Source organism: Pseudomonas sp. S31 (assembly GCF_016648105.1).
GTDB lineage: Bacteria > Pseudomonadota > Gammaproteobacteria > Pseudomonadales > Pseudomonadaceae > Aquipseudomonas.
On record NZ_JACVVE010000057.1, the window covers coordinates 1 to 17432 of the forward strand.

The 17432-nt window shown below is 65.2% G+C and carries 16 protein-coding genes; 10 read left to right on the top strand and 6 right to left on the bottom strand.

The genetic code is table 11. The annotated features are described in order from the left end of the window. The coding region (locus IAE37_RS26455; protein WP_201178402.1) for a LysR family transcriptional regulator at positions 1-903 on the bottom strand (903 nt) is incomplete at its 3' end. A 131-nt stretch (positions 904-1034) separates the two neighbouring features. On the opposite strand from IAE37_RS26455, the gene IAE37_RS26460 reads away from it, so the two are divergent. The 8 genes from IAE37_RS26460 to dctM all read left to right on the top strand — a co-directional run bounded on the left by IAE37_RS26460 (position 1035) and on the right by dctM (position 9580). Then, on the top strand, positions 1035-1874 hold the full coding sequence (locus IAE37_RS26460) for an FAS1-like dehydratase domain-containing protein (protein ID WP_201178403.1): 840 nt from the start codon (positions 1035-1037) through the stop codon (positions 1872-1874). Between the two features lie 19 nt (positions 1875-1893). Further along, the gene (locus IAE37_RS26465; RefSeq protein ID WP_201178404.1) at positions 1894-3057 is read left to right on the top strand and encodes an acyl-CoA dehydrogenase family protein; all 1164 of its coding nucleotides are present in this window, start codon (positions 1894-1896) and stop codon (positions 3055-3057) included. Positions 3058-3067: 10 nt separating this feature from the next. Next, the gene (locus tag IAE37_RS26470) at positions 3068-4417 is read left to right on the top strand and encodes an MmgE/PrpD family protein (protein ID WP_201178405.1); all 1350 of its coding nucleotides are present in this window, start codon (positions 3068-3070) and stop codon (positions 4415-4417) included. A gap of 36 nt (positions 4418-4453) precedes the next feature. Then, a complete protein-coding gene (locus tag IAE37_RS26475) occupies positions 4454-5653 on the top strand; it encodes a CaiB/BaiF CoA transferase family protein (RefSeq protein WP_201178406.1) in 1200 nt (399 codons plus the stop codon). Beyond that, complete coding sequence (locus tag IAE37_RS26480; protein ID WP_201178407.1) at positions 5650-6468, top strand: HpcH/HpaI aldolase/citrate lyase family protein; 819 nt, start codon at positions 5650-5652, stop codon at positions 6466-6468. The genes IAE37_RS26475 and IAE37_RS26480 overlap by 4 nt, the downstream gene beginning before the upstream one ends. Before the next feature lie 128 nt (positions 6469-6596). Beyond that, positions 6597-7595, top strand: coding sequence for a TRAP transporter substrate-binding protein (locus tag IAE37_RS26485; RefSeq protein WP_201178408.1), 999 nt, complete (start codon positions 6597-6599; stop codon positions 7593-7595). A gap of 69 nt (positions 7596-7664) precedes the next feature. After that, the gene (locus tag IAE37_RS26490; RefSeq protein ID WP_201178409.1) at positions 7665-8297 is read left to right on the top strand and encodes a TRAP transporter small permease; all 633 of its coding nucleotides are present in this window, start codon (positions 7665-7667) and stop codon (positions 8295-8297) included. Further along, the gene (gene dctM, locus IAE37_RS26495; protein WP_201178410.1) at positions 8297-9580 is read left to right on the top strand and encodes a C4-dicarboxylate TRAP transporter large permease protein DctM; all 1284 of its coding nucleotides are present in this window, start codon (positions 8297-8299) and stop codon (positions 9578-9580) included. The genes IAE37_RS26490 and dctM overlap by 1 nt, the downstream gene beginning before the upstream one ends. A 79-nt stretch (positions 9581-9659) precedes the next feature. On the opposite strand, the gene IAE37_RS26500 is transcribed toward dctM, so the two are convergent. Then, a complete protein-coding gene (locus IAE37_RS26500; RefSeq protein WP_201178411.1) occupies positions 9660-10871 on the bottom strand; it encodes an MFS transporter in 1212 nt (403 codons plus the stop codon). Positions 10872-11158: 287 nt separating this feature from the next. Here IAE37_RS26500 and IAE37_RS26505 point away from each other — a divergent pair, with 287 nt between their 5' ends. Then, the gene (locus IAE37_RS26505; RefSeq protein WP_201178412.1) at positions 11159-12298 is read left to right on the top strand and encodes a tyramine oxidase subunit B; all 1140 of its coding nucleotides are present in this window, start codon (positions 11159-11161) and stop codon (positions 12296-12298) included. Between the two features lie 23 nt (positions 12299-12321). Here the strand turns inward: IAE37_RS26505 and IAE37_RS26510 are convergent, their stop codons facing one another. From IAE37_RS26510 to IAE37_RS26525, 4 genes are all read right to left on the bottom strand, one after another. Next, entirely contained in the window at positions 12322-13272 is a 951-nt protein-coding gene (locus IAE37_RS26510; RefSeq protein WP_201178413.1) for a helix-turn-helix domain-containing protein, read from the bottom strand. A gap of 171 nt (positions 13273-13443) precedes the next feature. Continuing rightward, entirely contained in the window at positions 13444-14931 is a 1488-nt protein-coding gene (locus IAE37_RS26515; protein ID WP_201178414.1) for an aldehyde dehydrogenase family protein, read from the bottom strand. Positions 14932-15107: 176 nt separating this feature from the next. Continuing rightward, a complete protein-coding gene (locus tag IAE37_RS26520) occupies positions 15108-15623 on the bottom strand; it encodes a nuclear transport factor 2 family protein (protein WP_201178415.1) in 516 nt (171 codons plus the stop codon). Between the two features lie 7 nt (positions 15624-15630). Beyond that, on the bottom strand, positions 15631-16755 hold the full coding sequence (locus IAE37_RS26525) for an amidase (protein ID WP_201178416.1): 1125 nt from the start codon (positions 16753-16755) through the stop codon (positions 15631-15633). 174 nt (positions 16756-16929) lie between these two features. Between IAE37_RS26525 and IAE37_RS26530 the strand changes: the two genes are divergently transcribed. Next, positions 16930-17409 carry a MarR family winged helix-turn-helix transcriptional regulator gene (locus IAE37_RS26530; RefSeq protein ID WP_201178417.1) on the top strand — a complete coding sequence of 160 codons (480 nt, stop codon included), beginning with the start codon at positions 16930-16932 and terminating at the stop codon, positions 17407-17409. Positions 17410-17432 lie beyond the last annotated feature (23 nt).

Genomic DNA, 17432 nt, shown 5'->3' on the forward strand with positions numbered 1-17432 from the left:
CCCCAGCGCCCCCACCTCCCCCGAAGGCATCAAGGTCGCGATCAGCGCGCGCACGGTCCCAGGCAACGCATCCAGTTCGCGCACCAGAATGCTGCGCTCACGCACCGCCCAAGGCTCGTCCAGGTCGATGGTCACCAGGTTCATGGTCTGGCTGTGCCGCAGCGCCGCCGATTCGGGAATGATACCGATGCCCACGCCCGCCTCCACCAGCCGGCAGATTGCCTCGAAGCTGGAGAGCTGGATACGCAGCGACAGGTTCAGGCCCAGGCGCTCGACGTGATCGCGCAGGAAGCTCAGCAGCGTGCTGCCATCGTGCAGGCCGATGTGCTGGAACGCCAGGGTCTGCTTCAGTGTTACCTGCTGGCTGCGCGCCAGTTCATGGCCCGCCGGCACGATCAGCACCAGGCGGTCGGTGCTGAAGTGCATCACCTGCAGACCACTGGCCTCCACGGGCCCGGCGATGATGCCCATGTCGGTGCTGCCATCGAGCACGCCGCGGACGATATCCCGCGACAGGCGCTCCTGCAGGTCGACGGTCACCCCGGGACGGTTGGCGAGAAAGCCCGCCAGCACCTCCGGCAGGAACTCGGTCACCGCCGTGGTGTTGGCGAAGATGCGGATGTGCCCGGCCGAGTCGGTGCCGAACTGGGTGAACTCGGCCTTGAGGTAATCCACCTGGCGCATGATCAGCCGCGCATGGGTCAGCAGCTTGTGGCCCGCCGGGGTCAATTCGACGCCACGGCTGTCGCGGTATAGCAAGCGGGTATCGAGCTGCGCCTCCAGCGCCTTGATCCGGGCACTGGCCGCAGCAGGCGAAAGGAACGCACGACGTGCGCCCTGGGTCAGGCTCGGCGACTCGCCGATGTGGATGAAAAGCCTAAGGTCAGCCAGGTCGAAATGCATGCGGGCTCCGGTACAGGCAAAAACATAGCGTTCAGCATACATGAACGCTGCTTTATGCAAATGCAAATTCACAGAATGCCAGGCGCCTCGCATGATCGCCGCATAACAACAAATGCAGAGGCCCAATGGTGATGACTGCTACAACTCCGCCCATCGATTACAGCGCGTGGCTCGGCCGCAGCGAAGAGACCCATGACGAGCTCAGCCGCAACCTGGTCAAGCGCATCGCCGCGACTTTCGGCGAAACCGCGCCCGCCGTCGGCCAACCCCTGCCCCCCCTGTGGATGTGGTGCTTCTTCCAGGAGCCGGTGGCCGAGGCGCAACTGGGCAGCGATGGCCATCCGGCACGTGGCGGCTTCCTGCCTCCCGCCGACAACCGCAACCGCATGTGGGCCGGTGGCCGGGTCGAGTTCATCGCCCCGCTGCGGGTCGGCAGCGAAGCCCAGCGCCTGTCCACCATCACCCACATCGAAGAGAAGCACGGCCGCACCGGTGCCTTGCTGTTCGTCACCGTGCGCCACGACTACTCGCAGGATGGCCAGCTGTGCGTGCGCGAAGAGCAGGACATCGTCTACCGCGAGCCCAACCCGCCCAAGCTCGGCAGCGACCTGCCAGCGCTACCGGCTGACTGGAGCGAGGCCATCGCCCCCACCCCGACCCTGCTGTTCCGTTATTCCGCCGTGACCTTCAACGGCCACCGCATCCACTACGACTACCCCTATGTCACCGACACCGAAGGCTACGCCGGCCTGGTGGTGCACGGGCCGATGATCGCCACGTTGAACCTGCGTGCGTTCATCCGCGCCAACCCTGGCAAGCACGTGCGGCACTTCGCCTACCGCGGGGTACGGCCCTTGACCGTGCCGACGCCGTTCGAGGTCGCCGGGCGCATCCGCGAGCCTGGCCAGGCCCAGCTGTGGGCCGGCAACGCTGACGGCGTCGCGCAGAGCGCCGAAGTGCTTTTCGACTGATACCTGACAGGGGAACCCCATGCATAAGTCCGACAGTGATGACCTCAATGCCATCCGCGAAGGCGTGCGCGCCTTGTGCGCCGAATTCGATGCCAGCTACTGGCGCAAGATCGACGAAGAAAAGGGCTTCCCGGAAGCCTTCGTCAAGGCCATGACCGACGCCGGCTGGCTCTCGGCGATGATTCCCGAAGAATTCGGTGGCTCCGGCCTGGGCCTGGCCGAAGCCTCGGTGATCCTCGAAGAGGTGAACGCCTGCGGCGGCAACTCCGGCACCATCCATGGCCAGATGTACAACATGTTCACCCTGCTGCGTAACGGCAGCGAAGAACAGAAGCGTTACTACCTGCCCAAGCTCGCCAGCGGCGAGTTGCGCCTGCAGTCGATGGGCGTCACCGAGCCCACCACCGGCACCGACACCACCAAGATCAAGACCACTGCCGTGCGCAAGGGCGACAAGTACGTGATCAACGGCCAGAAGGTGTGGATCTCCCGGGTCCAGCATTCCGACTTGATGATCCTGCTGGCCCGCACCACGCCACTGGCCGAGGTGAAGAAGAAGTCCGAGGGCATGTCGATCTTCCTGGTCGACCTGCACCAGGCCATCGGCAACGGCCTGACCGTGCAGCCGATCGCCAACATGGTCAACCACGAGACCAACGAACTGTTCTTCGACAACCTGGAGATTCCCGCCAGCAGCCTGATCGGCGAAGAAGGCAAGGGCTTTCGCTACATCCTCGACGGCCTCAATGCCGAGCGCACGCTGATCGCCGCCGAGTGCATCGGTGATGGCCGCTGGTTCGTCGAAAAGGCCAGCCAGTATGCCCGCGACCGCGTGGTGTTCGGCCGCCCGATCGGGCAGAACCAAGGCGTGCAATTCCCCATCGCCGAAGCGCACATCGAGATCGAGGCCGCCGACCTGATGCGCTGGCGCGCCTGTGAGGAATACGACAGCGGGCGCAACGCCGGTGCCGCCGCCAACATGGCCAAGTACCTGGCGGCCAAGGCCAGCTGGGAGGCGGCCAACGCCTGCCTGCAGACCCACGGCGGCTTCGGCTTCGCCAACGAGTATGACGTCGAGCGCAAGTTCCGCGAAACCCGCCTGTACCAGGTGGCGCCGATCTCCACCAACCTGATTCTTTCCTATGTCGCCGAGCACCTGCTCGAACTGCCGCGCAGCTTCTGAGGAACAGACCATGCAGCATACCCAAGCCCTGGCGGGCTTTCTCGCCGACCTGCATTACGCCCAGATCCCCGGCCACGTACTGGACCGCACCGAAGACCTGTTCCTCGACTGGCTGGGCTCGGCCCTGGCCAGCCAGGGTGCGCACCCGATCCCGCTGTTCGAACGCTACGCCGAGCGCATGGGCCCGGCCGAAGGCAGTGCACGCATCCTGACCAACGGGCGCAGTTCATCGCCCTACTTCGCCGCGTTGGTCAACGGCGCCGCCTCGCACCTGGTCGAACAGGACGATTTGCACAACAGTTCGGTGCTGCACCCCGCTACCGTGGTGTTCTCGGCCGTGCTGGCCGCCGCGCAAGACCTCGGCAAGTCTGGCCAGGACCTGTTGCTGGCCGCAGTGGCAGGCTACGAAGCGGGTATCCGCATCGGTGAGTTCCTCGGCCGTTCGCACTACCGTATCTTCCACACCACCGCCACGGTCGGCACCCTCGCCGCCGCAGTCGGCGTGGGCAAGCTGCTCGACTTCAACCAGGAACAGTTCATCAACCTGCTGGGCAGCGCCGGCACCCAGGCCGCAGGGCTGTGGGAGTTCCTGCGCGATGCCGCCGACTCCAAGCAACTGCACACCGCCAAGGCCGCTGCCGATGGCCTGCTCGCCGCCTACCTGACCGCCGATGGCCTGACCGGTGCGCGCAATATCCTCGAAGGCGACCAGGGCATGGCCGCCGGCATGTCCAGCGACGCCGACCCGGCACGCCTGAGCGACCGCCTGGGCACACGCTGGGCGCTGGTCGAGACCTCGTTCAAGTTCCATGCCTCGTGCCGCCACACCCACCCTGCCGCCGATGCACTGCTGCAGCTGATGCAGCGCGAAGGCCTGGGCCACGAGCAGATCGCCAAGGTGGTCACCCGTGTGCACCAGGGCGCGATCGATGTGCTGGGCCGCGTGACCGTGCCGACCACCGTGCACCAGGCCAAGTTCTCCATGGGCACCGTGCTCGGCCTGATCGCAGTGCATGGCAGTGCGCAGTTGCTGGAATTCCGCGACCTGGCGCTGACCGACCCGCGTGTTGCCCGCTTGCGCGACAAGGTCGAGATGCAACTGGACGCCGAAGTGGACGGAGCCTATCCCGCACGCTGGCTCGGCCGCGTGGAAGTCACCGATGTGCAGGGGCGCCACTACAGCGCCGCCATCGACGACCCCAAGGGCGACCCAGGCAACACCCTCAGCCGCCCGGAACTGGAGGCCAAGTTCCAGCGCCTGCTGGCCTACTCAGGCGCACGCAGCGAAGCCCAGGGCAAACAACTGATCGAGCGCGTGTGGCAACTGCGCGACGCACCCTCGCTGGCAGACCTGCATTAAGCCGCGCCCTGCAACCCGGACCCACAGGTGACCCCTATGACCCAATCCACGCCCCGCCCGCTCGACGGCATCACCGTCGTCAGCCTGGAGCATGCCATCGCGGCGCCCTTCTGCACCCGGCAACTGGCCGACCTGGGCGCTCGCGTGATCAAAGTCGAGCGCCCCGGCAGCGGTGACTTCGCCCGCGGCTACGACCAACGCGTCGATGGCCTGGCCTCGCACTTCGTCTGGACCAACCGTTCCAAGGAAAGCCTGACCCTCGACCTCAAGCAGCCTGCTGCCGATGGCATTCTCGAGTCCTTGCTGGCCAAGGCCGACGTACTGGTGCAGAACCTCGCACCGGGCGCTGCGGCACGCATGGGCCTTTCGTTCGAGGCCTTGCATGCACGCTTCCCGCGGCTGATCGTGTGCGACATCTCCGGCTACGGCGAAGGTGGCCCCTATGAAAAGAAGAAAGCCTACGACCTGCTGATCCAGAGCGAAGGTGGCTTCCTCTCGGTGACCGGTGGCCCTGGCGACGACGAGATGGCCAAGGCCGGCTGCTCGATCGCCGATATCGCCGCTGGCATGTACGCCTACACCGGCGTGCTCTCGGCCTTGATGCTACGTGACAAGACCGGCGTCGGCAGCCGCATCGACGTGTCGATGCTGGAAAGCCTGGTGGAGTGGATGGGCTACCCCATGTACTACGCCTACGACGGCGCGCCGCCACCGCCGCGCGCCGGTGCCTCGCATTCCACCATCTATCCGTACGGGCCGTTCCCCACCGGGGACGGCGGTACCCTCATGCTCGGCCTGCAGAACGAGCGGGAATGGGCGCTGTTCTGCGACAAGGTGCTGCTCGACCCAGCCCTGGCCAGCGACGAACGCTTCAACGCCAACTTCAAGCGCTCGGAAAACCGCGACGTGTTGCGCCAGCTGATCATCGACCGCTTCGCCAGTCTGTCGCTGGACGAGGTGGTGGCCCGCCTGGAGCAGGCGCAGATCGCCAACGCCCGGGTCAACGACATGCACGGCGTATGGCAACACCCACAACTGCGGGCCCGCGACCGCTGGCGCGAGGTGGACAGCCCGGCCGGCAAATTGCCGTCGCTGCTGCCACCCGGACGCAACGCTGCCTTCACGCCACGCATGGACGGCGTGCCGGGCCTGGGCCAGCACACCCAACCGATTCTCGCCGAACTCGGCTTCAACGCCGAGCAGCAGGCAGAGCTGGCTGCAGGCGGTGTGGTATGAGCCGCATCCGTTCTGCCTTGTTCGTCCCCGGCAGCCGCCCCGAACGCTTCGCCAAGGCGCTGGCTGCCGGAGCCGACGTGGTCATCGTCGACTTCGAGGATGCCGTGGAGGAGCCGTTGAAACAGCAGGCCCGGGCCAACCTGGCGGCCTTCCTGCAAGCCGAGCCAGCGGCCTCGGTGTGGGTCCGGGTGAACGCGCCGCAGCACGCCGAACATGCCACCGACCTGGCCTTTTGCGCACAACAGCCGGGAGTAGTCGGTGTGTTGCTGCCCAAGGTGGAGAACGCGGCCCAGGTCGCGGTGGCCTGGCACGGCGGCAAACCGATCTGGCCGATCATCGAAAGCGCCAAGGGCCTCCTGGCGCTGGCACAGATCGCCGCTGCCGAAGGCGTCGAGCGCTTGTCGTTCGGCAGCCTCGACCTGGCCCTGGACCTCGAGCTCAACACCGAGAGCGACACGGCCCGGCAGTTCCTCGACCATGCGCGCATGGCGGTGCAGCTGCACTCGCGCGGTGCCGACCTGTTGCCGCCACTCGATGGCGTGTTCCCGGCCATCGGCGACCCGGAGGGGCTGCAGCGGGCCATGCGCCATGCCCGCGACATGGGCTATGGCGGCGCATTGTGCATCCATCCCAAGCAGGTGCCGGTGATTCACGCCGCACTGGCCCCGAGCAGCGATGAGTTGGCGTGGGCGCGGCGGGTCGTGGCGGCCAGTGAAGCGGCCAACGGCGCCGGGGCCTTCCAGTTGGATGGGCAGATGGTCGATGCGCCGGTGTTGCTGCGTGCGCAGCGGTTGCTGGAGCGGCACCCTGGCTAAGGCGTGACGGCTCGTCCGCGTTCGGCTAAGCCTAACGCGGCCTTACACAAAAGCTGATTGCCCATACACAAGTCAATGCGCCATCTTTACTGCCAACCCTCTACAACAATAAATCCGAGGTGTCATCGATGTTCAAACTGACTCAGGCGCTGTTCTGCGCCGCCGCCGTGTCCATGGCGGGCCTGGCCCAGGCCGCCGACCCCATCATCATCAAGTTCGCCCACGTCGTCGCCGACAGCACGCCCAAGGGCCAGGGCGCGTTGATGTTCCAGAAACTCGTCGCCGCCGACCCGCAACTCAAGGACAAGGTCAAGGTCGAGGTCTACCCCAACTCGTCGCTGTTCGGCGACGGCAAGGAAATGGAAGCCCTGCTGCTGGGTGACGTGCAGATGCTGGCGCCATCGCTGGCCAAGTTCGAGCACTACAACAAACAGGTGCAGATCTTCGACCTGCCGTTCCTGTTCAACGACCTGGCCGCGGTCGACCGCTTCCAGCAAGGCCCGCAGGGCAAGGCACTGCTGACCTCCATGGAAGACAAGGGCATCACCGGCCTGGCCTACTGGCACAACGGCCTCAAGCAACTGTCGGCGAACAAGAAGGTGATCCTGCCCAAGGACGCCCGCGGCCTGAAGTTCCGCGTGCAGGCCTCCAGCGTGCTCGAGGAGCAGTTCAAGGCGATCCGCGCCAACCCGCGCAAGATGAGCTTCGCCGAGGTCTACCAGGGCCTGCAGACCGGCACCGTCAACGGCACCGAGAACACCTGGTCGAACTACGAAAGCCAGAAGGTCAACGAAGTCCAGCCCTTCTTCACCGAGACCAACCACGGCCTGATCGACTACATGGTGATCACCAATGCCAAGTTCTGGAACGGCCTGCCCGCAGACGTACGCGGCGAACTGCAGAAGATCATGGACGAGGTCACCGTCGAGGTGAACAAGCAGGCCGAAGCGCTCAACCAGACCTCCCGGCAGAAGATCATCGACGCCAAGACCAGCGAGATCGACCCGCTCACCGCCGAGCAACGGGAAACCTGGCGTGAAGCGATGCGCCCGGTCTGGGAGAAATTCTCCGATCAGATCGGTGCCGACCTGATCAAGGCCGCCGACGCCTCCAACAAAGCTTCCTGACAGCCACACTGCCCTGTCCGGCCACCCGTTCCCAGGGTGGCCCTCCCTCTCTCTGTCTGGAGAATCCCTATGCAATCGCTCAGGCGTGTCTGGGAGCATTTCGAGGAAGGCATGATCGCCTTCCTCCTGGCGGCCATGACCTTGGTGACATTCATCTACGTGGCCCTGAACAACCTCTATTCGATGTTCTACACCCTCAGTGACCACTGGGCCTGGGCCAGCGACCTGCTGCTGGCGATCGGCGACCACCTGATGAGCTATGCCCAGGAAATGACCTGGAGCATCGCCCTGACCAAGGCACTGTTCGGCTGGCTGATCTTCTTCGGTATCTCGTATGGCGTGCGCACCGCTGGCCACCTGGGTGTCGACGTGCTCGTGCGACGCACGAGCAAACCGGTGCAACGGGTACTGGCGATGATCGCCTGCGCCTGTTGCCTGGCCTATGCCGGGCTGTTCCTGCTGGCCAGCATCAAATGGGTGAGCGCAGTGCTCGCCGCCGGTATCGGCGCCGAGGACCTGGACCGCTACGGCATCAAGATCGGCCATATCGCGCTGATCGTGCCCTTGGGCTTCGCCCTGATCATCGTGCGCTATCTGGAAATCCTCTACCGCCTCTACACCCGCCGCCAATATGGCCTGGGCCTGGCCGACGAGGCCGCGGAAGCGAGCAAGCTGGCCAACCCCGGTGAGGAGCACCACTGATGACGGTTATCTGCCTGTTCCTGTTGTTGTTCGTGTTCATGTTCCTCGGCGTGCCGATCGCGATTTCGCTGGGCCTGTCGGGGGCACTGTCGATCCTGATGTTCAGCCAGGACTCGTTGAGCTCGCTGGCGATCAAGCTGTTCGAAACCTCCGATAGCTATACCTTCCTGGCCATCCCGTTCTTCCTGCTGTCGGGTGCGTTCATGACCACCGGTGGCGTGGCGCAGCGCCTGATCGACTTCGCCAACGCCTGCGTCGGCCACATCCGTGGCGGCCTGGCCATTGCCGCCGTGCTGGCTTGCATGCTGTTCGCCGCGCTGTCGGGCTCCTCGCCTGCCACCGTGGCCGCCGTGGGCTCGATTGCCGTGGCCGGCATGGTGCGTTCGGGCTACCCACGCGAGTTCGGCGCGGGCATCATCTGCAACGCCGGCACCCTGGGCATCCTGATCCCGCCGTCGATCGTCATGGTGGTGTACTCGGCAGCCACCGAGACCTCGGTCGGCAAGCTGTTCATGGCGGGGGTGATCCCGGGGATCCTGCTCGGCGTCTGCCTGATGGTGACCATCTACATCGTCGCCCGGATCAAGAAGCTGCCGGCGCAACCACGCGCCAGCTTCGCCGAATGGCTGTACACCGCCCGCCGCGCGTTCTGGGGCCTGTTGCTGCTGGTGATCATCCTCGGCGGCATCTACAGCGGCATGTTCACCCCCACCGAGGCTGCGGCCGTGGCGGCGGTGTACTCGGCGTTCATCGCGCTGTTCGTGTACAAGGACATGCGCCTGCGCGACTGCCCGAAGGTGCTGCTGGAGTCCGGGCGGCTGACCATCATGCTGCTGTTCATCATCGCCAACGCCATGCTCTTCGCCCACGTGCTGACCACCGAGCAGATCCCCCAGCAGATCACCCAGTGGGTGATGTCCGAGGGCCTGACGCCGATCGGCTTCCTGATCATGGTCAACATCGTGCTGCTGGTGGCCGGCAGTTTCATGGAGCCGTCGGCGATCATCCTGATCCTGGCGCCGATCTTCTTCCCGATCGCCATGAAGTTGGGCATCGATCCGATCCACCTCGGCATCGTCATGGTGGTCAACATGGAAATCGGCCTGGTGCACCCGCCGGTAGGCCTGAACCTGTTCGTGACCTCGGCGGTGACCGGTCTGACCCTGGGCCAGACGATCCGCGCGGCGCTGCCGTGGTTGTCGATCCTGCTGCTGTTCCTGATCCTGGTGACCTACGTGCCGTTCATCTCGCTGGCGCTGCCAGAGTGGTTGGGCATGCCGTAGCCTGAGCACATCGCAAGCGTCCATGAAAAAGGCTCGCCGGAACCCTCCGGCGAGCCTTTTGTTCAATCGGTTGCGCTGTTTACAACTTTGGCAGCGCCACTGCCTCATCGTCCAGCACGCGCTTCCCCAACTGCTGCGAACGCAGCACCGCCGCGCCATAGATGGCCAGCACGGCGATCGAGCAAGTCCCGGAGAACAGCAGAACCGAGGTGTAGCCGTAGGTTTCGATCAGCATGCCGCCGACCGCCGGCCCCACGGCGGCGCCGAACGAAAGGCACAGTGCGCCGAGGGCCACCAGCTTGCCCGACAGGTCGAACTCGGCCATCACGCCGAAGGTGTAGGCCAGCACGAAGTTGATCGAGAACAGGAAACACATGACGCCCGCCACGAACATGGCCAGCGAGGAGAACTGCGCCAGCAGTACCAAGCCTGCCACTTCGGCGCCGACGATCACCACCACGGGCAGGAAGCGCCCGGCTTTCAGGCCAATCGACGAGGCGATGAAGCCGCCGACGGTATTGATGATGAAGCCACCCGCCAGCACGGTGCCGATGGTGTCGGCAGACAACCCGCTCTTCTTGCCCATCAGCTCGAGAAATGCCCAGACCGACATGATCCCGGTCAGGAACACCAGGCTGGCGAGCAGGCTCAGCCAAGCGATCGCGCGGCTGTGCCGGCATGGCGCCTGCGCCTCGCTACCTTGGGCCGCCAGGTAGCGCTCGCTGCGCCGTGGCACCCAGCACAGCGGCGCCACACCCATCAGCAGCATGGCGATGACCAAGGTCACCAGCATGCCCTGGAAGCCCCAGACCGGCGCCACCGCCACCGGCAATGCGATCAGCAGCAAGGCACCGGGCACGGTTTCCATGCCCAGCTTGAAGCCGAACGCCCGCTCCGGCTGCGCGCTGTCGCCGAAGATGGTCATCGCCAGGGCATACAAGGCCCCGGTGCCGGCGCCGGCCAGGGCCATCAGCAGCATCAGCGCCTCGAAGGAAGGGTCACGCAGCATGCAGGCCACTGCCGCGACTACCAGCAAGGAGGCCAGGGTGGAAATCACTCGCCAGTCGAGCCGGTGGATCCACAGCACCGATGCCAGGCCCACCACGCCGAAGCCGACGTTCAAGGCCATGGCCAGGCTGCCCAGTTGTTGTTCGCCAAGGCCGAATTGCTCGGCGAGGGCACCGAACAGCACGGGCAGGACATTGAGCAGCAGGGCGCCAGCGGCGGACACCAGGCCTGCGCAGATATACACGGAAGTCTTGTCGATCGGGTTGCTTGTTGTTGTTTTCATCGGCTGATCCTGGACGGGTAGGAGTTGCAGCAGTGTGCAGCGCTTGCATCGCCCCGGCATGTACCGGGTTGCCTGGCTTTTGGTCATGGTTGCCAGGGTTGGGCGCGGCATTGTCCACGAAACACCGGGCAAATCAAGGCGCCAGAGGGCCTGTCCGACGTTTGCCGTGCTCCGCCCGTCATTGCTGACCAATTCGGGATAGCCGCCTGCCTGCCGGCGTTTCTAACATCGTCGGCGTCGGCAGCCACCTGCGCTGCCGGCACTTACTCCAGACCGCGAGAACAGCCATGACTACAACGACAAGAATCGACTTTCTCTACCTGTCCGAGCAGGACATGATCCGCGCCGGCGTCACCGACATGTTGGCCTGCGTGAACACCATGGAAGAGATGTTCGGCCTGCTGCACCATGGCGACTACCGCATGGCCGGCCCGAACAATGACTCGCATGGCGCGATGGTCACCTTTCCCAAGGACTCGCCGTTCCCCAACATGCCCAAGCCCACCGCCGACCGCCGCATGATGGCGATGCCGGCCTACCTGGGCGGCAGCTTCTGCACTGCCGGGGTGAAGTGGTATGGCTCGAACATCGCCAACCGCGACAAGGGGCTGCCGCGCTCGATCCTGATGTTCACCCTCAACGACCCGGACACCGGCGCGCCACTGGCGCATATGTCGGCCAACCTGCTGTCGGCGTACCGCACCGGCGCGATCCCAGGCGTCGGTGCCCGCCACCTGGCGCGGCGCGATTCCAAGGTCATCGGCCTGCTCGGCCCTGGCGTCATGGGCAAGACCACCGTGGCCGCATTCATGGCGGTGTGCGACCAGATCGACACGCTCAAGCTCAAGGGCCGCGGGCAGAAAAGCCTGGACGACTTCATCGCCTGGGTACGCGAGACCTATCCGCAGATCACCCGCATCGAGCTGGTCGACACCATCGAGGAAGTCGTGCGCGACTCGGACCTGGTCACCTTCTGCACCTCCGGCGAAACCGGTGATCCTGCCACCTATCCGATGGTCAAGCGCGAGTGGGTCAAGCCCGGTGCGTTCCTGGCCATGCCGGCCGGCTGCAACATGGACCTGGGCATGGAGCAGCCCGACGTGCGCAAGGTGGTCGACAACACCGGCCTGTACCACGCCTGGTACGAAGAATTGCCAAAGCCTGCGCACAACCACGTACCGGTGATTGGCGTGCGCTTCATGGACATGATCGCCGAAGGCACGTTGCAGCCCGAGCAGCTCGAAGACATCGGCAAGATCGTCGCCGGCGAGGCGCCGGGGCGCAACAACGCCGAAGAGATCATCATCATGTCGGTCGGCGGTATGCCCGTAGAGGACGTGGCCTGGGGCACGGTGGTGTATCGCCAGGCGCTCGAACGCGGGGTCGGCGTACGCCTGAACCTGTGGGAAAGCCCGGCCCTGAGCTGATTCATCCACCCCAGCCCAACGGGTCAACCTGCAGCGCTAGCGCCCGCACCTCTGCGAGTGAGCGAAGGCGCCTCGCCGAACAGGGCACGATAAGCACCCGCGAAGTGCCCCAGGTGGGTGAAGCCGACCTCGCAGGCTACCCTGGCTACGGTGAACCGCTCGGCGGAGGTGCGCTGCAGGCGCTGGCGCGCGGCGTTCAAGCGCACGGCGCGCAGGTACTCGACCGGGCGCAGGCCGGTGACGCCGAGAAAGCTGCGTTGCAAGGTGCTGCGGCTGACGTCCAGCCGTTCGCAGATCTGCAACACCGAGAGCGGCTCGTCCAGGCAGTCCAGGGCCATCTGATGCGCCTGCCTGACCAGGTAGGCACTGACCGCGACATTGCCGGCGCGCCCGCTGCCCCCTTGGAACACCTGCTCGAGCAGCACCAGCATGCATTCGAGCAGCAGGTCTTCGAGTTGCGCCTCGGGCAACGGTTCGCCCTGCAGCACCGCATCGACCATCGCCAGCAACTGCTGGCGGATCGCCCCGAGAAACTGCGGACTGGCGTTGAGCCGGGTGGTCCTGTTCAACCTGCGCAGTTCCGCGGCGCTGAACTCGCGATCGGCCAGTCGCTCCAGGCGCTGGGCATCGACACTGACCGCCAGCAGGTCCATGCCTTCGGCGGCGTGCACGAAGAATTCCTGGCCACTGTGAAGAAGGGTGACATCGGCGTCACCGACACTATTGCCTTGGAATACCCCTGCCCGCCCGCCGCTTTCCGGCATCGCCAGGCAGAACCTGCGCGCCGGTGCGGCGCCATGCTGGACGACGCGTTTGTCCAGGCATTCGCGAAAGATCTGGAAGCGCTCTGCGGTAAGGTGCGTGAGCTCGGTATGGGCGCTGCCGGCGCTCATCTGGTCGTAGGTTTGTTGCCAGCCGAGGATGGCGTTGGCGTGGGTGTTGACGTCGTTGAAGTGCTGCCGCTGGGCGTGCATGGTGTAACCGCTGGGTTGGAATTCTTGTGGGTTTGAGGGGAAGCAAGGGGCGGGCCAGGAATTCGCGGTGTTCGGCTTGAGTGATGTAGCGCCGCTGAGATCGAGCGCCGCGCGGGCGGCGCTCGATCTATGCCCCCCTGAATCCCTCAAGCCTTACCCTGTACCCCTGCCTCAAAACCGCATCATCACCGACTTCAACTCGGTATAGTCATCAATGAACGCACTCCCAAACTCCCGCCCGATCCCCGACCCCTTGACCCCACCAAACGGCACCGCCGGGTCGAGGAAGGTGTGCATGTTCACCCACACCGTGCCCGCCTCGATCCGCGGGATCAGCCGCATCGCTTTGGACAGGTCGTTGGTCCACACACTGGCGCCGAGGCCGAAGGGCGAGTCGTTCATCAGGCGCACCAGTTCGTCTTCGTCGTCGAACGGCAGTACGGTGACGATCGGGCCGAAGGTTTCTTCCTGCAGGAACGGGTCGTGCTCATCCAGGGCCTTGAGCAAGGTCGGTTGCACGAAGTAGCCCGGCCCCGGCAGCGGCTTGCCGCCGCAGATCACCTGGCCGCGGGCGTTGGCCTGGGCGAAGAAGCCGAGGATCTTGTCGTGGTGCGCCTTGTTGGCCAGGGGACCGAACTGCGCCGACTCGTCCAGTGCGCCACCCACCTTCATGGCGCCAAGACGCTCGGCCAGCTTGGCGCAGATCGCCTCGACCTTGCTGCGATGGATATACAACCGCTCGGGAGCCGCGCAGACCTGGCCCTGGTGCACGTAGGCGGTCTGCAGAATGCCCTCGACCGCAGCATCCACGTCGACGTCGGCGAGGAACGCCGCCGGGTTCTTGCCGCCCAGCTCCAGGGTCACCCGGGTCAGGTTGGCACTCAGGGCCGCTTTGCCCACCGCCACGCCAGTCGGTACGGAACCAGTGAACGATACTTTGGCGATGTCCTTGTGGCCGATCAGTTGCTGGCCGATGCGCCCGCCGCCGTTGACGATGTTCAAGGCGCCCGCCGCAATGCCGGCCTCGACGGCCAGTTCGGCAATGCGCAACAGCGACAGCGGCGTGAACTCGCTGGGCTTGAGCACGATGGTGCAGCCACAGGTCAGCGCCGAGGCGATCTTCCAGATGCCGATCATCAGCGAGAAGTTCCACGGGGTGATACCCGCCACCACCCCCACCGCCTCGCGGCGGGTGAACGCCGCGTATTGCTCACCCTGGAAGGATGGCAGCGAAGGCGTCATGGTCTGCCCGTGGATCTTGGTCGCCCAGCCCGCGAAATAGCGCAGGAACACCACGCTCTGGGGGACTTCCAACTGACGGGTCAGGTGGATCGACTTGCCGGAGCTCAGCGACTCCAGCTGCGCCAGTTCCTCGCCGTGGGCTTCGATCAGGTCGGCCAGGCGGTTCAGTGCGACGCCGCGCAGGTAGGGCGTGGTGCTGCCCCAACTGCCGTGGAAAGCGCTGCGGGCGGCCTGTACTGCACGTTCGACCAGTGCCTCGCTGGCGTGGGAAACCTGGGTCAGCACCGAGGCGTCGGAGGGGTTGAACACCTCGAATCGCTCGGCGCCAGGCTCACTGACCGGCTGGCCGTCGACGAAGCTGCCGGGGTTGCTGTCGAGAAACCGTTGAACGCTGGAAAGCAGGGCGACTTCGCTCATACCGTCCCCCTGCGAACCGGGCTTTGCTGAGCGGGTAGTGGGAAAGGCATTGCAACTCTCCTGTGGCAGTTTGGTAGTGGGCGTGCTCGCCCCAGACTTCGAGTCTGCAACAACGCCCATCACCGTTCTGGTTCACCCCTGCCACATTTTGGCTCGTGCCTGCCAACCGCCGCGGGTCAGGCCTTGTCCGGCACCGGTAGCGGCGCATCGCTGTTCCACTCGGTCACTGGCCGGCTGAACAGGTTCTCGGTCTGGAAGTGTGCCATCCGCCACTGCCCTTCCTCCAGCGCGAAGCGCACCGTCAGGCGCGCGGCGTTCAGGTGCGAGGCGCCATCGGCGAAGGTGCTGGTCTGCAACATCACCCAGCGCCCTACCCCCTGCTCGCCGTCCACCTCGATGACTTCGCTGGTCAGGAAGTGCACGTTCAAGGCGAAGTGCGACGGGGTCTTCATGTAGGTGGCGAACATGGCGCGGATCGCCTCGCGGCCCCGGTAGCCGCCAAAGCTCGCGGCATACTTGGCGCCCTTGCCTTCCCACACTGCTTCACGGCAGAACAACCCGGCCAGCTCATCCAGCGGCGTGCTGGCGTCGAGCTGGTCGCACAGTTCCATGTAGCGGTTGATGCAGACCCGGATGGCCTGCTGGCTTTCAAAACGCTGCAGGCGTGCCTGCAATTGGACGATATCGTTCATCGCGACCTCAGCGTGCGCTGTTGGCATACAGGTTGAGCAGCAGGCGTTCGGCCACCGCCAGCAGTTTCTCGTCGGCGCCCTTGGCCGCCACCAGTTGCAGGCCGACCGGCAGGCCGCACTCGCTACCCAGCGGGATGCTCAGCGCCGGATGCCCGGACAGGTTGAACGGTCGCACCAGCGAGGTCATGCCCAGCACCGCGCGGGTGTCGGCGGCGTCTTCCAGACGCAGTGGGAAGTCTGGCATGGTCGGCAGGGCCAGCACGTCGAAATTGGCCAGGGCCTGGTCGACTTCCTCGGTGAAGCGCGTGCGTACGCCTTCGGCTTCCGCCAGCGCGCTGTCGCGGGTCTCCCCCGCGGCCGCCAGGCGCCCGGCGATATCGGCGCCGACCTTGCCGGTTTCCAGCAGGTGGCCGCAGCCTTCGAAGGTTTCGCGGTTGATCACCACCATGCCGGCCTCGTAGGCAGCGCCGAAGTGCTTGAGCTCGACATTGCCCAGAGGCAGGCCGGTGGCTGCCAGGGCCCCTTGCACCACCTTGTGGATCGCCACCTCCGCCGTGACCCGCAACACGCCGATACGGGCCTTGGTAGGCACCTGGGCGGGGATGAAGGTCGGGTCGATCATGCTCATGGCCCGCACCAGCATGGGCAGGCTGGCGGCGAACGGGCCGACGCAGTCGAGGCTGGTGCGCGCCGGCATCACGCCCTTGCGGCTGACCCGGCCAAACGTCGGCTTGAAGCCGAACACGCCGCAGCAGCACGCTGGGATGCGCACCGAGCCGCCGGTATCGGTGCCCAGGCTGAAGTCCGCCAGGCCTGCGGCCACCGCTGCCGCCGAGCCACTGGACGAACCACCGGGAATACGCCCGGGGAAACGCGGGTTGGCCGCGGTGCCGGTGTAGCGGTTGATGCCGGTGGTGCCGAAGGCCAGTTCGTGCAGGCTGACCTTGCCGGTCAAGCGGGCGCCGGCGGCCAGCAGGTTGCTCACCACCTCGGCGTGGCGCTCGGCCAACGGCGCGTGCTCCAGCGCCTGGCTGCTGGCGCGGGTCGCGGTACCGGCTACGTCGATGGTGTCCTTGACCACGACCCGGGGGCCGCTGCCGCCCAGGTCGAGGGTTTCAACTATGATTGTCATTTTTATGCAGTCCTGTTCAAGAATGGATGCCGGACGTTCGCCCAGCCGATAACATGCGTATTTATTACGTGAAATGTCAACTGAACATTCCAGTAGTTTGCCGCCGCTGGACGGTAGCCAAATTCGCGTAAACGTCTATGATGTCGCGACTATTTCCGCACAAGTAGTGAACCGATGAGCAACGCGAAGAACAAAGGACACAGCCATCACGATCCGGCCAGCGATGAATTTCGCAAGGAAGACTTCCCCTTCTACTGGCTGGCCCGCGTGCATGGTCGTTACACCCAGAACATGGAGCGCCTGCTCAAGAAGGTCGACCTCGACGTGCCGCGCTGGCGCGTGCTGTGGATCCTCAACGAGAACGGCGAGTCGAGCATTTCCGAGATCTCCACCCATGCCATCGCCAAGCTGTCGACCATCACCAAGATCGTCTACCGCATGAAGGAAGATGGCCTGGTCGATACCGCGCCCAGCCCCGAGGACGGGCGCGTGACCCAGGTGCGCATCACCGAGGTCGGCCTGCAGAACATCGAACGCATGCAGGAGGTGACCCGCGAGCTGTTCCAGCGCAGCTTCAAGGGGTTGACCGAGGCTCAGGTGCAGCGTTTGAACCGCATGCTGGAAGTGGTATTTCACAATCTCGAGACGTTGTGATTCCTCGCAACCCACCGATTCGC

Excerpts from the sequence above, each read along its gene's own strand:
- IAE37_RS26460 (WP_201178403.1), top strand. The coding sequence starts at position 1,035 with ATGACTGCTACAACTCCGCCCATCGATTACAGCGCGTGGCTCGGCCGC.
- IAE37_RS26465 (WP_201178404.1), top strand. The coding sequence starts at position 1,894 with ATGCATAAGTCCGACAGTGATGACCTCAATGCCATCCGCGAAGGCGTG.
- IAE37_RS26470 (WP_201178405.1), top strand. The coding sequence starts at position 3,068 with ATGCAGCATACCCAAGCCCTGGCGGGCTTTCTCGCCGACCTGCATTAC.
- IAE37_RS26475 (WP_201178406.1), top strand. The coding sequence starts at position 4,454 with ATGACCCAATCCACGCCCCGCCCGCTCGACGGCATCACCGTCGTCAGC.
- IAE37_RS26480 (WP_201178407.1), top strand. The coding sequence starts at position 5,650 with ATGAGCCGCATCCGTTCTGCCTTGTTCGTCCCCGGCAGCCGCCCCGAA.
- IAE37_RS26485 (WP_201178408.1), top strand. The coding sequence starts at position 6,597 with ATGTTCAAACTGACTCAGGCGCTGTTCTGCGCCGCCGCCGTGTCCATG.
- IAE37_RS26490 (WP_201178409.1), top strand. The coding sequence starts at position 7,665 with ATGCAATCGCTCAGGCGTGTCTGGGAGCATTTCGAGGAAGGCATGATC.
- dctM (WP_201178410.1), top strand. The coding sequence starts at position 8,297 with ATGACGGTTATCTGCCTGTTCCTGTTGTTGTTCGTGTTCATGTTCCTC.
- IAE37_RS26500 (WP_201178411.1), bottom strand. The coding sequence starts at position 10,871 with ATGAAAACAACAACAAGCAACCCGATCGACAAGACTTCCGTGTATATC.
- IAE37_RS26505 (WP_201178412.1), top strand. The coding sequence starts at position 11,159 with ATGACTACAACGACAAGAATCGACTTTCTCTACCTGTCCGAGCAGGAC.
- IAE37_RS26510 (WP_201178413.1), bottom strand. The coding sequence starts at position 13,272 with ATGCACGCCCAGCGGCAGCACTTCAACGACGTCAACACCCACGCCAAC.
- IAE37_RS26515 (WP_201178414.1), bottom strand. The coding sequence starts at position 14,931 with ATGAGCGAAGTCGCCCTGCTTTCCAGCGTTCAACGGTTTCTCGACAGC.
- IAE37_RS26520 (WP_201178415.1), bottom strand. The coding sequence starts at position 15,623 with ATGAACGATATCGTCCAATTGCAGGCACGCCTGCAGCGTTTTGAAAGC.
- IAE37_RS26525 (WP_201178416.1), bottom strand. The coding sequence starts at position 16,755 with ATGACAATCATAGTTGAAACCCTCGACCTGGGCGGCAGCGGCCCCCGG.
- IAE37_RS26530 (WP_201178417.1), top strand. The coding sequence starts at position 16,930 with ATGAGCAACGCGAAGAACAAAGGACACAGCCATCACGATCCGGCCAGC.